This window comes from Kitasatospora sp. NPDC058190 (genome assembly GCF_042883685.1).
Classification (GTDB): Bacteria; Actinomycetota; Actinomycetes; order Streptomycetales; family Streptomycetaceae; genus Kitasatospora.
This window is the reverse complement of sequence record NZ_JBHVVI010000017.1, coordinates 1-12,387: the sequence shown is the minus strand read 5'-3', so window position 1 is coordinate 12,387 and position 12,387 is coordinate 1. Positions and strand designations below refer to the sequence as shown.

The 12,387-nt window shown below is 74.1% G+C and carries 12 protein-coding genes; 6 read left to right on the top strand and 6 right to left on the bottom strand.

The window, feature by feature from the left end; translation table 11 throughout:
* Positions 1 to 10: 10 nt before the first annotated feature.
* The gene (gene glgX, locus ACFVWU_RS10645; RefSeq protein ID WP_387617910.1) at positions 11 to 2,134 is read right to left on the bottom strand and encodes a glycogen debranching protein GlgX; all 2,124 of its coding nucleotides are present in this window, start codon (positions 2,132 to 2,134) and stop codon (positions 11 to 13) included.
* 401 nt (positions 2,135 to 2,535) lie between these two features.
* On the opposite strand from glgX, the gene ACFVWU_RS10640 reads away from it, so the two are divergent.
* From ACFVWU_RS10640 to ACFVWU_RS10625, 4 genes are all read left to right on the top strand, one after another.
* Positions 2,536 to 3,810 (top strand): SAV2148 family HEPN domain-containing protein, encoded by a 1,275-nt coding sequence (locus tag ACFVWU_RS10640; protein ID WP_387617908.1) that lies wholly within the window; start codon positions 2,536 to 2,538, stop codon positions 3,808 to 3,810.
* 68 nt (positions 3,811 to 3,878) lie between these two features.
* A complete protein-coding gene (locus ACFVWU_RS10635; RefSeq protein WP_387617906.1) occupies positions 3,879 to 4,394 on the top strand; it encodes a GNAT family N-acetyltransferase in 516 nt (171 codons plus the stop codon).
* Positions 4,395 to 4,455: 61 nt separating this feature from the next.
* Entirely contained in the window at positions 4,456 to 5,223 is a 768-nt protein-coding gene (locus ACFVWU_RS10630; RefSeq protein WP_387617904.1) for an ABC transporter ATP-binding protein, read from the top strand.
* Entirely contained in the window at positions 5,220 to 7,196 is a 1,977-nt protein-coding gene (locus tag ACFVWU_RS10625; protein WP_387617902.1) for an FtsX-like permease family protein, read from the top strand. The genes ACFVWU_RS10630 and ACFVWU_RS10625 overlap by 4 nt, the downstream gene beginning before the upstream one ends.
* A gap of 85 nt (positions 7,197 to 7,281) precedes the next feature.
* Here the strand turns inward: ACFVWU_RS10625 and ACFVWU_RS10620 are convergent, their stop codons facing one another.
* Positions 7,282 to 7,704 carry a type II toxin-antitoxin system VapC family toxin gene (locus tag ACFVWU_RS10620; protein WP_387617900.1) on the bottom strand — a complete coding sequence of 141 codons (423 nt, stop codon included), beginning with the start codon at positions 7,702 to 7,704 and terminating at the stop codon, positions 7,282 to 7,284.
* Complete coding sequence (locus ACFVWU_RS10615) at positions 7,701 to 7,976, bottom strand: hypothetical protein (RefSeq protein ID WP_387617898.1); 276 nt, start codon at positions 7,974 to 7,976, stop codon at positions 7,701 to 7,703. The genes ACFVWU_RS10620 and ACFVWU_RS10615 overlap by 4 nt, the downstream gene beginning before the upstream one ends.
* A 137-nt stretch (positions 7,977 to 8,113) precedes the next feature.
* Here ACFVWU_RS10615 and ACFVWU_RS10610 point away from each other — a divergent pair, with 137 nt between their 5' ends.
* Both ACFVWU_RS10610 and ACFVWU_RS10605 read left to right on the top strand, forming a co-directional pair.
* Complete coding sequence (locus tag ACFVWU_RS10610) at positions 8,114 to 8,842, top strand: exonuclease domain-containing protein (protein WP_387617896.1); 729 nt, start codon at positions 8,114 to 8,116, stop codon at positions 8,840 to 8,842.
* Entirely contained in the window at positions 8,839 to 9,300 is a 462-nt protein-coding gene (locus tag ACFVWU_RS10605; RefSeq protein WP_387617894.1) for a GNAT family N-acetyltransferase, read from the top strand. The genes ACFVWU_RS10610 and ACFVWU_RS10605 overlap by 4 nt, the downstream gene beginning before the upstream one ends.
* An 8-nt stretch (positions 9,301 to 9,308) precedes the next feature.
* On the opposite strand, the gene ACFVWU_RS10600 is transcribed toward ACFVWU_RS10605, so the two are convergent.
* The 3 genes from ACFVWU_RS10600 to ACFVWU_RS10590 all read right to left on the bottom strand — a co-directional run bounded on the left by ACFVWU_RS10600 (position 9,309) and on the right by ACFVWU_RS10590 (position 12,295).
* Positions 9,309 to 10,121, bottom strand: a complete 813-nt coding sequence (locus tag ACFVWU_RS10600; RefSeq protein ID WP_387617891.1) for a hypothetical protein — start codon at positions 10,119 to 10,121, stop codon at positions 9,309 to 9,311.
* Between the two features lie 112 nt (positions 10,122 to 10,233).
* Complete coding sequence (locus tag ACFVWU_RS10595) at positions 10,234 to 11,229, bottom strand: polysaccharide deacetylase family protein (RefSeq protein WP_387617889.1); 996 nt, start codon at positions 11,227 to 11,229, stop codon at positions 10,234 to 10,236.
* A 172-nt stretch (positions 11,230 to 11,401) separates the two neighbouring features.
* The gene (locus ACFVWU_RS10590) at positions 11,402 to 12,295 is read right to left on the bottom strand and encodes a phosphotransferase enzyme family protein (RefSeq protein WP_387617887.1); all 894 of its coding nucleotides are present in this window, start codon (positions 12,293 to 12,295) and stop codon (positions 11,402 to 11,404) included.
* Positions 12,296 to 12,387: the final 92 nt, after the last annotated feature.

The following is a 12,387-nucleotide window of genomic DNA, read 5'->3' as shown; positions in this document are numbered from 1 at the left end:
CGGGCACATCCTAGGCGGGCCGCTGCAGCACCATCAGCGAGCGGTCGATGAGCCAGAGCGTGTCCCCGGCCTTGACCCTCGTTCCCGTGCCCGGGGCGGGCAGCCGGGGCTGGGCGGTGTCGACCACGACCTGCCACTCCTGCCCGTGGCCGGCCGGCACGGCGAACTCCAGCGGCTCGAAGTGGGCGTTGAACATCAGCAGGAAGGAGTCGTCGACGATCCGCCCGCCGCGCCGGTCCGGCTCGGAGATGGCGTAGCCGTTCAGGAAGACGGTCAGCGACTTGGCGTAGCTGGCGCCCCAGTTGCGCTTGGTCATCTCCTCCCCGGTGGGGGTGAACCAGGCGATGTCGGTGAGGTCGTCGTACCCGCCGGACGCGGAGACCGGCCGCCCGTGGAAGAACCGCCGCCGCCGGAACACCGGGTGGTCGCGGCGCAGCCAGATCATCCCCTGGGTGAACTCCAGCAGCCGCTCCTGCGGCCCGTCGCCCTCGGGCCAGTGCACCCAGGTGAGCTCGTTGTCCTGACAGTAGGCGTTGTTGTTGCCCAGCTGGGTGCGGCCGAGCTCGTCGCCGTGCGAGAGCATCGGCACGCCCTGGGAGAGCATCAGGGTGGCGATGAGGTTGCGCTGCTGGCGCGCGCGCAGCTCCTCGACGGCCGGGTCGGCGCTGGGGCCCTCGACGCCGCAGTTCCAGGAGCGGTTGAAGGCTTCGCCGTCCCGGTTGTCCTCGCCGTTGGCCTGGTTGTGCTTGTCGTTGTAGGAGACCAGGTCGCGCAGGGTGAAACCGTCGTGGCAGGTCACGAAGTTGATGGAGGCGATCGGGCGGCGGCCGTCGTCCTGGTAGAGGTCGGAGGAGCCGGTGAGCCGGGAGCCGAACTCGGCGAGGGCGGCGTTCTCGCCGCGCCACAGGTCGCGCACGGTGTCCCGGTACATCCCGTTCCACTCCGTCCACAGCGGCGGGAAGTTGCCGACCTGGTAGCCGCCCTCGCCGAGGTCCCAGGGCTCGGCGATCAGCTTGGCCTGGGAGACCACCGGGTCCTGCTGGACCAGGTCGAAGAAGGAGGAGAGCCGGTCGACCTCGTGGAACTGCCGGGCGAGGGTGGCGGCGAGGTCGAAGCGGAAGCCGTCGACGTGCATCTCGGTGACCCAGTAGCGCAGCGAGTCCATGATCAGCTGGAGCACGTGGGGGCTGCGCATCAGCAGGCTGTTGCCGGTGCCGGTGGTGTCCTCGTAGAAGCGCTGGTCCTGGGCGAGCCGGTAGTAGGAGACGTTGTCCAGGCCGCGCAGGGAGAGCGTGGGCCCGAGGTGGTTGCCCTCGGCGGTGTGGTTGTAGACGACGTCGAGGATCACCTCGATCCCGGCCGCGTGCAGCGCCTTGACCATGGACTTGAACTCCTGCACCTGCTGGCCGCGGTCGCCGGTGGAGGAGTAGGAGGAGTGCGGGGCGAAGAAGCCGATCGTGTTGTAGCCCCAGTAGTTGGCCAGGCCGAGGTCGCGCAGCCGGTGGTCGCGGACGAACTGGTGCACCGGCATCAGCTCGATCGCGGTGACGCCGAGCTTGGCCAGGTGCTCGATCACCGCCGGGTGGGCCAGGCCCGCGTAGGTGCCGCGGATCTCCTCGGGGATGCCCGGGTGCAGCCTGGTGAGGCCCTTGACATGGGCCTCGTAGATGACGGTGCGGTGGTAGTCGGTGCGCGGAGGGTGGTCGGTGCCCCAGTCGAAGTACGGGTTGATCACCACCGAGTGCATGGTGTGCGGGGCGGAGTCGAGGTCGTTGCGGCGCTCGGGGGCGCCGAAGTGGTAGCCGTAGACCGACTCGTCCCAGTCGATGTGCCCGCTCATCGCCTTGGTGTACGGGTCCAGCAGCAGTTTGGCGCTGTTGTGCCGCTGGCCCAGGCCCGGGTTGTACGGGCCGTGCACGCGGAAGCCGTAGCGCTGGCCGGGTTGGACGCCCGGGAGGTAGGCGTGCCGGACGAAGGCGTCCGTCTCGCGCAGTTCGACGGCGGTCTCGGAGCCGTCCTCGTCGATCAGGCACAGCTCGATCCGGTCGGCACTCTCGGAGAACACCGCGAAGTTGGTGCCGGCCCCGTCGTAGGTGGCGCCGAGGGGGTAGGGCTTACCGGGCCAGACCTGCATGAGTCCTCAACTTCCTTGCTGCCGACAGAAACTGGCATCTAGTCCGACAATCAGCCCGGACCCGGACGCTCTCTTCCCGGCCGGGCGGCCGGGCATGTGCGACGCTCGCGCGCCGTGACGCACGGCACAGCCCGCATACTCCCCGAGCCCTTCCCCGGCGGCCGGGAGACAGCGCAGGGGTTCGCCCGAACGGGTGTCCGGCGGAGAATCGTGTGAAGAGCGACGGCGGCCCGTGGCGAGTGCGCCCGGTGGTGCGCGGGGAGGCCCTCCGGCATCCGGCTGCGGGCGGATCGCGGCGGGCAGTACCCTTGATCGTCCGGCCGCCCGTGCGGACCATCGACGGTCCGTCAACGGTCCCCGTGTCCGCGGGGGTCGGCCGCAGCAACCAGATGAGGTGGCGCATGGTGTTCCCCGCCGGCGGCCGTGGCTCCGGGCCCGACGGCCCCGACCGGGGCGGTACCCGCAGCGAGGCGCCCACGGTGGTCATGCGTCCCACCCTGACCGGCCGCGCGCTGGTGCCCGCCCAGAGCGGCCCGGTCGAGGTCCCCGCCCTCGCCTGGTCGGCCGGGGAGTGGGAGGACGCCTACCAGCGGGTACGGCTGTCCGGCCGCGCCTACGTCTGGCTCAACCTGGTCGAACAGCGGCTGCGCTCCCTGGTCGACGAGGTGCTGCACCCCATCTACGCCCCCGCCCACGGCGAGGACTGGGTCACCGCCGCCGCCGGACCGGCCGGCGAGGAGTGGGCCCACCGGGCCGGCGCCGTGCGCGAGGTCAGCCGCCGCAAGGGCTACCTGCTCGACCCGGCCGACGACGACCCGCTGGTCTTCCTCACCCTGCCCCAGCTGCGCGAACTGATGGTCCAGCACTGGCCCTGCTTCGAGCCGTACCTCGCCGACCGGCGCGAGATCGAACTCGCCCTGGACGAGCTGGAGGTGGCCCGGCACGTGGTCTCCCGCAACCGGGTGCTCACCCAGACCGTGCTGGCCCAGACCGAGCGCGCCGCCGCCCGGCTGCTCGCCGTCCTGGACGGCGGCGCGGGCGGGGTGCCCGCCGACGTGGTGGAGTCCCTGGTCGCCGGGCGCTACGCGGACGTGGTCGCGGTGCACGCCGACCGGGTCCGGCTGCAGCGCGACCTGCCCGTGGAGGACCTGCTGGAGGGCGCCCGGCGCCTCGACGCGCTCGGCATCGGCCTCGGCATGCTCTGCCAGAACTACACCGGCAAGCGCCTGGTGCGCCTGGCCGGGGAGGGCTGCCGGGTCCGGCTGCTGTTCCTCAACCCGGCGAGCAGCGCGGTGCGCCGCCGCGAACGCGAACTCGGGCTCTCCCGCAGTGAGTTGTCCCGCTCGATCGAGATGAACATCATGCACGTGCGCCGGGTCCGGGCCCGGCTGCGCGACCAGGGCGGCTTCGAGATCCGGGTCTTCGACGAGACCCCGCGCTTCACCGCCTACCTGGTCGAGGGCCCCCGCCCCGCCGGCCAGGTCGGCGGCCGCCGCCAGAGCCGCGACCTCGGCGTCATCCAGCCCTACCTGCGCCGCTCCCGGGGCATGGAGTCCCCGGCGCTGATCCTGCGCGGCGGCGCCGGCCAGCAGCCGGGCGGTACCGAGCCGGGGCTGCTGGAGGTCTACCGCGAGGAGTTCGAGGGGGTCTGGGCGGACTCCCGGTCCGTATCCTGAGCAGTGTCCTCCAAAAAAGGGGGGGGGGTGCTGGTCGGAGCTCTGCCGCCGGTGGAACACTGCCCGCCGTGAACAGTCTCCCCTCCTGGACCCTGGAACCCGCGGGCCACAAGGACCTCGAAGCCGTCGTCGAGCTCAAGGCCCAGGTCATGCGCGCCGACCTGGAACGCCTCGGTCGCTGGGACCCGACCCGCTCCCGGGAGCGGGTGCGGAAGTCCTTCTCCACCCGGTACACGTCCGTGCTGCTGGTCGACGGCACCTTCGCGGGCTGCGTCACGATCCGCCCCGACGAGCAGGGCGGGCGCCACCTGGAGCTGTTCTACCTCGCCCCGCACCTCCAGGGCCGCGGCCTCGGCACCGCCGTCCTGCGCCACCTCCTCGCCGAGGCCGACGCCGCCCGGGAGCCGATGCGCCTGATCGTCCTCCAGGGCAGCGCCGCCCGGCGGCTGTACGAGCGGCACGGCTTCACCGTCGTCCACGAGGACCCGATCGACGTCTTCATGCTCCGGCAGCCGGCGCCGACCGCGAGCACCGGCCGGGACGCCGACGCCCTCGCCGAGGTATCCGCCGAGGCCGTCGCCTGACGGGGGCTCATCCGGCGCCGTAACGATTCGCCCCAGCCGGCTGGTCCACGCGACTTCGATCATGGTAGGTGTAGCCCCCGTGAAGATCACGGGGGAGGACGGGGCCGTACTGCGCCTCGACGACGTACACCGCACCTACGGAACCGGGCCCGAAGCCGTACGGGCGCTCAGGGGGGTGGACGTCGCCTTCGGCCGCGGCACCTTCACCGCCGTCATGGGGCCCTCCGGCTCCGGCAAGAGCACGCTGCTGCAGTGCGGCGCCGGCCTCGACCGGCCCGACAGCGGCCGGGTCACCCTGGACGGGACCGACCTCGGCGGGCTGAACGAGACCCAGCTGACGGTCCTGCGGCGCCAGCGGCTCGGCTTCGTCTTCCAGGCGTTCAACCTGGTCGGCTCGCTCACCGCGGAGCAGAACGTCGGCCTGCCGCTGCGCCTGGCCGGGCGCCGCCCCGACCGCGCCGAGGTGCACCGCGCGCTCGCCCAGGTCGGCCTCGGCGAACGCGCCGGCCACCTGCCCTCCCAGCTCTCCGGCGGCCAGCAGCAACGCGTCGCCATCGCCCGCGCCCTGATCACCCGCCCCCGGATGCTGTTCGCCGACGAGCCGACCGGCGCCCTGGACAGCTCCAGCAGCCGCGACGTGCTCGCCCTGCTGCGCGACCTGGTGGACCACGAGGGCCAGAGCACCGTCATGGTCACCCACGACCCGGTCGCCGCCTCCTACGCCGACCGCGTGCTCCTCCTCGCCGACGGCCGGATCGTCGACGACATCCCCCACCCCACCGCCCAGCAGGTCGCCGAGCGGATGACCGCCCTGGAGCCGGTGGCATGAGCGAGCGAAGCGGGCGAACCATCGGCAGGTGCTCGCCCGGCACCCTGCTGCCCGTCGCCGCCGCCGGTCTGCGCCGCCGCAAGGCCGCCTTCGCCGGCTCCTACGTCGCCCTCACCCTCGGTGTCACCCTGGTCGCCACCACCGGCAGCCTGCTGAACGAGACCGCCGGCGACGACTCCCCGCTCGGCGCGCCCTCGCTGCACAAGGTGCTCCAGTTCACCTCCGCGATGGCCGCCTTCGTCGCGGTCTTCGTGGTCGCCGGCACCTTCGCCTTCGCCGTCGCCCAGCGCCGCCAGGAGATCGCGATGCTGCGCGCCGTCGGCGCCACGCCCCGGCAGATCGTCTGGCTGATCACCGGTGAGGCCGCCGTCGTCGCCCTGGTCTCCGCCGTCAGCGGCTGCCTGCTGTCGCTGCCCGGCGCACCCGCGCTGGCCGCCTGGCTGGTGGACCGCGGCGCCGCCCCCGAGGGGTTCAGCGCGCGGCCGGCCGGCGGCCCGATGCTGCTGGCCGCCGCCGTCGGCCTGCTGGTCGCCCTGCTCGGCGCCGCCACCGCCGCCCTGCGGGCCGGTCGGGTGCGCGCCGTGGAGGCGCTCGGCGACGCGGCCGTCGACCGCACGGTCATGACCAAGCCGCGCTGGACCTTCGCCCGGCTCGGGCTGCTCGCCCTGGTCGGCGCCGTCGGCTACTACCTGGCGGCGTCCACCATGCCGCCCGCCCCCGGCGACCAGCCGGACGACCCGCAGTTCGCCTCCCAGTGGGTGCTCGGCGCCGACCTGCTCACCATCACCGCGCTCGCCCTGTTCGCGCCGGTCGTCGTCCCGCCACTGGTCCGGCTGCTCAGCGCGCCGCTGGCCCGGGCCACCGCCGCCGCCCCGCTGCTGGCCCGGCAGAACGCGCTCACCGCGGTGCGCCGGACCGTCTCCACCGCCACCCCGGCCTTCCTCACCATCGCGCTCATCGGCACCGTGGTCGGCTCCACCGCCGCCTTCGCCGACGCCATGACCGCCCAGAGCAGGGCCACCGCGGCCGCCCGGTACGTGCTGCGCCCGGGCACCGCGCCGCTGCCCGCCGACGCCGTCCACCGCCTCACCGCCGACCGGCCCGGCCTGCGCGCCACCGCGACCACCTCCACCGTGGTCACGGGCCTGGGCGCGGACCGGCCCGCCTTCGACGACCACGGCGAGGACTCGGCCGCCAGCGTGCCGTCCGCCGCCACCGTCGTCGACGGCGACCTCGCCGCCGCCTGGACCCTGCCCGCCGTCGAGGGCAGCGCCGCCGACCTGCGCGGCGCCACCCTCGCCGCCTCCGCCGACCAGGCCCGCGGCCACGGCTGGAAGCTCGGCGACCAGGTCAACCTGCGCCTCGCCGACGGCACCGTCGCCAGCCTGCGGCTCGCCCTGGTCTACCGCACCCAGCTCGGCCTGGACGAGGTCCTGCTCAGCGGCGAGGCCGTCTCCGCCCACCTGGCCGGCGCCCGCCCCGGGGCCGTCCACCTGAGCGCCGAACCCGCCGACCGGCTCGGCGGCGTGCTCACCGACGCCCAGGCCCCCGGGCCCGACCCGAACGCCCACTACGCCTGGATCGCGACCACCACGATCCTCGGCCCGGCCCTGCTCTACGCGCTGATCGCCATCGTCAACACCATGGTGATGAGCACCGCCGACCGCCGCCGGGACTTCGCGGTGCTGCGGCTGGCCGGGACGGTGCGCCGCCAGGTGCTCTGGATGGTCGCGCTGGAGGCCGTACTGGTCGTCGCCGGCGCCGCCGTGCTCGCCCTCGCCGTCACCGCGCTCACCCAGTACGGCACCACGGCGCTGCTCAACCACCGGATCCTGGCCGGGCAGGCGAGTGTCGGCCTCGACCTGCCGTGGCTGCCGCTCGGCGCGGGCGCGGCCGTCTGCCTGGTGCTCGCCGTCGCCGCCAGCCTGCTGCCCAGCCGGCTCGCCCTGGCGGGCCCGGCGGCGGCGCGCTAGGCCCGGCCGATTGGTAGTCCGTTGATAGGACTAGCCCGCCCCGGCGTACTCACGAGCACGCCGGGGCGGACTACCTGGCGTGGGCTCAGTAGTCCCACGGGTTCAGTACGGTCGCGCCGGTTCGCGCAAGGTGCTTGACGGTGCGGCTGACGAGCGTCCAACCGTTCGCGACGGCCGTGGCCGCGATCAGTGCGTCGGGCGGATCGATGCTGGCCCCAACCTTCTTGAGCTGACGGTGAACGGCGAGGTAGGCGGTAGCCCCTCGCTCGTCGATCACGGCGATCCGTCCCTGGTACTCCGCCCGGATGCCGTCGAGGACCAGTTCGAGCGCGGCCCGACGCAGCGGATCGGGGGCGGCTTCGACGCCCGCCTCGATCTCCGCGATGGTGATGACACTGAGGAAATGCTCCGTGGCCGGGACGGATCGAGCCCATTCGATGACGGCCGGGGCTGGTTTCGGCCGCGTGGTGAGCTCGGCGACCACGTTCGTGTCCAGCAGATAAGTCACTCGGGATCTGCCTCGTTGTCGTAGGACCGCGCGCCGAACTCCAGCCCTTCGAAGGGCGTCGTCAGGAGGAAGTCCAGGAAGCCGTCGATTCCCAGCGTCGCCCACCGGTGCAGCATCGCAGGCAGTGCGTCGATGTCAGTGTCGGCGAGTTCAGCGTCGAAGTGCTTGACCTGGTCCTCGGGCAGCGATCCGCGGATCTCTCTGATGGTCCGCAGCGGGTGGGGCACGTCGGGCCGGTGAGGGGGCACCGGCAGGTCAGGGGCAGTGCTCATGGTCGGCTCCTTCGCTCAGGTCTGAGGAACAGCCTAGGGCGGACGAGCTCGTGATCGGCTCCCCGGTGGGCCGGGTTGTCGGTGGGGCGGGTGATGATAGGGGCTGTTTCGAGCGGCTGGACGGAAGGACACACCTGATGAGCTGGTGGCAGCAGCCACTGGTCGGCTTCGACCTGGAGACCACGGGCACCGACCCGGCCGTGGACCGCATCGTCACGGCCGCGCTCGTGGACACGGTCGGCGCCGAGCGGGTGGCGGCCGCCCACTGGCTGCTCGACCCCGGGATTCCGATCCCCGCCGAGGCGGAGGCGATCCACGGGATCGGGGACGAGGTGGCCCGCGGCAAGGGGCGGCCGGCCAAGGAGGCGGTGGAGGAGATAGCCGCCGCGCTCTGCGAGCGGATCGCGGCCGGGCGGCCGGTCGTGGCGTTCAACGCGCCGTTCGACCTGTCGCTGCTCGACGCGGAGCTGCGCCGGTACGGGCTGGCGACGCTCGCGGAGCGCCTGGGCGGGCCGGTCGGGCCGGTGCTGGACGCGCTGGTGATCGACCGGGCCGTGGACAAGTACCGCAAGGGCTCGCGCACCCTGCAACGGGTGTGCGAGGTGTACGGGGTGGAGCTGACGGACGCGCACGAGGCGGGCAGCGACGCGCTGGCCGCCGTACGGGTCGCCGTCGCGCTGGGCGGGCGCTACCCGGCCGAGGTGGGGGAGGTCGCGCCGGCCGAACTGCACCGGCGGCAGATCGGCTGGTACCGGGAGTGGGCCGAGGGCCTGCAGGCCTGGCTGCGCCGCGGCAAGGACCCGCTGGCCGTGGTCGACCCGCGCTGGCCGTCCAGACCGTCGGACCTGCCGGACGCCGCCGGATGACCGTACGCCCCGCCCGCCCCGACGACCTGCCGGGCTTCCTCGCCCTGGCCGCCGAGGTCGAGCACTGGTTCGGCCCGATGGTGGCCGAGCCCGGCTTCCACCGGGCCGTGCGCAAGAGCATCGACCGAGGCCTGGCCACCGTCGCCGAGGACGACCAAGGTCTGCTCGGGGGCCTGCTGTTCGGCAGCAAGCCCCCGCTGCACCACCTGCACTGGCTGGTGGTCGCCGAGCGCGCCCGGGGCACCGGCGTCGGCCGCGCCCTGGTCGAGGACGCGCTGCGCCGCCACGTCCGTGCCCCGGCCGTCGTCGAGGTGGTGACCTTCGGGCCGGACCACCCCGGCGCGGTGACCAGCGGCGCCCGGGTGTTCTACGAACGGCTGGGCTTCACCCCGGCCGAGGCCGCCGAACCCGGGCCGGAGGGCGGCTCCCGCCAGGTCTACCGGCTGCACCTGGGCTGAGCTGGGCCTCAGCCCTGGATGTCCAGCCCCGCCGGGTGCGCCAGGTCCACCGGGCAGACGAACACGTGCAGTTCGCCGTGCCGCCCCAGCGACAGGCCCGGGTCGTCGCCGCTCTCCACCGTCAGCAGGTGCGTCATCCGCGCCCCGCAGCCGCAGTCGATCGGGATCAGGTCGGTGCAGTGCCAGGACGGCCAGCCGCCCAGCTTCCAGCCGTCCGCGCGGCCCAGGTCGCGCTCGTGCTCGATGCCCCGCCGTTCGGCGAACTCGGCGACGGCGCTGCTGAGTTCCTCGGGCAGCTCGTCCCGGTCGGGCAGGTCGAGGACCTGCTCGGGGCGCAGCGCGCACGGCTGCGGCAGGTAGTAGTCCTCCTCGCTGCGCAGCGGTGGCGGGGGAGTGGCCGGGGTGAGCTCGGCGGCGCGCTGCCAGTGGAGTTCGACGGCGGGGCCGTAGTAGTAGCGCTCGCCCTGGATGTCGTCGTGGTCGTTGGGGCACCAGAGCACCTGGAGCAGGTCGCTGCCCTCCGGCCAGGGCAGGTGGGGCGCGTCCTCGGCGCGGATCAGGGCGAGCGGGATCAGGGCCGTCGGAACGGCACGCTCCTCGGGGGGCTTGCGGGGGATCCGGTAGTCGTCGTCCGGGTGCCTGGCGGTGCAGTGCGGCCAGGGTTTGCCGGTCGGCCACAGTGCCGGGCCGCCGATCCGGCTGCCGAACACGTCGGCGTCGGGCTCGGCGTACGGGTGCAGCAGGGTGGCGGGCTGCAGGTAGCGGGCGAGCCCGGGGACGGCGGCGACGAGTTCGGCGGCGCCGGGGGCGGTGTCGGTCACACCGCCCCACCCTACGGCCGCGGTCGCTCCGGCCCGGACGGCAGGAGCGCCTCGGCCCGTCCGAACTCCCCGGCGACGTCCGGTGGTTCGACCAGTAGGCGGCTCAACTGCCTTACGCGGCCGGGAGGTCGAAGGTGTACCCCTGAGCGACCAGCCACGGCAGCAGCTGCTTGAGCGCGGCCACGGTCTGGCTGCGGTCGCCGCCGCCGTCGTGCATCAGTATCACGCCGCCGGGCTTGAGCTGGCTCTGCACGGTGGAGACGATCGCGGGCACGCCCGGGCGGGACCAGTCGCGCGGGTCGACGGACCAGCCGAGCGAGGACATCCCGAGGCCTGCGGTGATGTGCTCGTTGTCCGCGTTGAAGCCGCCGCCGGGGGCGCGGAACCAGCTGACCCGGGTGCCCGGCCCGCCGGCCTGGACGATCATGTCCCGGGCGCTGGTGATCTCGTGCTCCGCCTTGTCGTGCGGGAGCTTCTCGAAGGGCTGGGGGTGGTCGAGGCTGTGGTCGCAGAGCCGGTGGCCCTCGGCGAGGACCCGCTTGACCAGGGCCGGGTTGGCGGCGGCGTTCTGGCCGATCTCGCAGAAGGTGGCCTTGACGTGGTACTGGGCGAGCAGGTCGAGGATCTGGCCGGTGGCCGGGCCGGGGCCGTCGTCGAAGGTGAGCGCGACGGTACGGCCGCCGGAGGCGGTGGAGCCGATGACCTTGCCCGGCCCGGTGTGGGCGGGCGGCGCGGCGGGCGAGGAGGGGGCCGCGTCGGCGGAGGGCTGCCCCGGGGTCCTGGTCTGCGCTGCCGGCGCCACCGGGGTCTTGGACTTCGGGGCGACCGGCGGCGCCGCCGGGCCCGAGCCGTCCGCGGCGTCCGAGGCGTCCGAGGCGTCCGGGCCGGGGGTGGGCGCGATGGTGGCGGCGCCCGTGCCGGTCGGCTGCTGCGGCGTGCCACCGGAGGACGGGGTGGAGGCGCTGGGCGACTGCAGTGCCCCGCTGGCGGTGCCGCACGCGGTCAGGCCCAGGAGGGCGGCCACCGCGACGCAGCCCGCGATCAGCCTGCTGCGGCCACGGGTCCTGCGGGTCGGGTGGGAGGGGCGACGGGCGGCGGCCGTGGGCATGGCGGCGGCTCCTGAGGGACGAGAAGGGGGGCCGATTCCTCGGTCAGGACGACTGTCCGATCAGACGCCAACCGTACGTGCCCCGGTTGCGCGCCGGACCGATCCGCCTTAAGAGCCTTCTCACACTCGCCCGGGTTGGCACCCGGCCCTCAGTCGGGGTATCCCCGCACCGTCAGAACGGGTACCACCGCACCTCGGCGGCCCCCTCGCGGAGCGAGTCGACCCGGCGTCGGAACTCCGCCAGCGCGGCCGGGTTGTCCGCCGCCTGCTGCGCGACCCAGGAGGCGCTGGCGGTCTCCCGGGCCCCGCGCAGCACCGCGAAGCCGGGCCAATCGCGCACGTCCCAGCCGTACGCGGCGGTGAACGCCCGGTACTCCTCGCCCGGTACGCCGTACCGGTCGTGGCTGAGCGCGAGGACCACCAGGTCGTGCTCGCGCAGGTCGTGCGAGACGTTCTCCAGGTCGAGCAGCACCGGCCCGTCCGGGCCGACGTGGACGTTGCGCGGCAGCGCGTCGCCGTGGATCACCCCGGGGTGCAGCTGCGGCACCAGGTCGGGCAGGGCGGCCTCGAAGGCGTCCCGGCGGTGGCGCAGGAAGGCGACGTCCTCGGGGTCGACGCGGCCCTCGGCGGAGGCCAGCCAGCGCTCCACCGGTGCCAGCAGGTCGCGCCGCCCGAGCCGGAAGGGCGGCAGCGGCAGCCGGTGCAGGGCGCGCAGCAGCGGGGCGAGGTCGGCCGGGCGGGCCGGGCGCACGGCGGGGGCGAGCCGGTGCCAGAAGGTGACCGGGTGCCCGTGGGCGAGCTGCGGCTCGGACGCCACCTCCTGGTACGGGCGCACCACCGGGACGTCCTGCCCGGCCAGCCAGTGCGCGACGGCCAGTTCGCGATGCGCCCGGTCGTACAGCTCGGGGCCGCGGCCGACCTTGGCGACCACGGCCGGGTCGCCGAGGTCGAAGACGGCGTTCTCGCCGAGCGCGAGCAGCCGGGCGTCGCCGGGGCCGGGCAGTCCGGCGGACTCGCAGGCGTGGGCGAGCAGCAGCCGGGCGCGGCCCTCGTCGAAGGGGATCATGGCTGGGCTCCGTTCCGCCGGCGGTCATCCGGAGGGCCCCGGACGGTGATCATCATGACGCACGGACGCCGGGCCCCGCGCGGTGCGGCGGC

Bases quoted from the DNA above. Each gene is read 5' to 3' on its own strand.
- glgX (WP_387617910.1), bottom strand. From the start codon at position 2,134: ATGCAGGTCTGGCCCGGTAAGCCCTACCCCCTCGGCGCCACCTACGAC.
- ACFVWU_RS10640 (WP_387617908.1), top strand. From the start codon at position 2,536: ATGGTGTTCCCCGCCGGCGGCCGTGGCTCCGGGCCCGACGGCCCCGAC.
- ACFVWU_RS10630 (WP_387617904.1), top strand. From the start codon at position 4,456: ATGGTAGGTGTAGCCCCCGTGAAGATCACGGGGGAGGACGGGGCCGTA.
- ACFVWU_RS10625 (WP_387617902.1), top strand. From the start codon at position 5,220: ATGAGCGAGCGAAGCGGGCGAACCATCGGCAGGTGCTCGCCCGGCACC.
- ACFVWU_RS10615 (WP_387617898.1), bottom strand. From the start codon at position 7,976: ATGAGCACTGCCCCTGACCTGCCGGTGCCCCCTCACCGGCCCGACGTG.
- ACFVWU_RS10610 (WP_387617896.1), top strand. From the start codon at position 8,114: ATGAGCTGGTGGCAGCAGCCACTGGTCGGCTTCGACCTGGAGACCACG.
- ACFVWU_RS10605 (WP_387617894.1), top strand. From the start codon at position 8,839: ATGACCGTACGCCCCGCCCGCCCCGACGACCTGCCGGGCTTCCTCGCC.
- ACFVWU_RS10595 (WP_387617889.1), bottom strand. From the start codon at position 11,229: ATGCCCACGGCCGCCGCCCGTCGCCCCTCCCACCCGACCCGCAGGACC.
- ACFVWU_RS10590 (WP_387617887.1), bottom strand. From the start codon at position 12,295: ATGATCCCCTTCGACGAGGGCCGCGCCCGGCTGCTGCTCGCCCACGCC.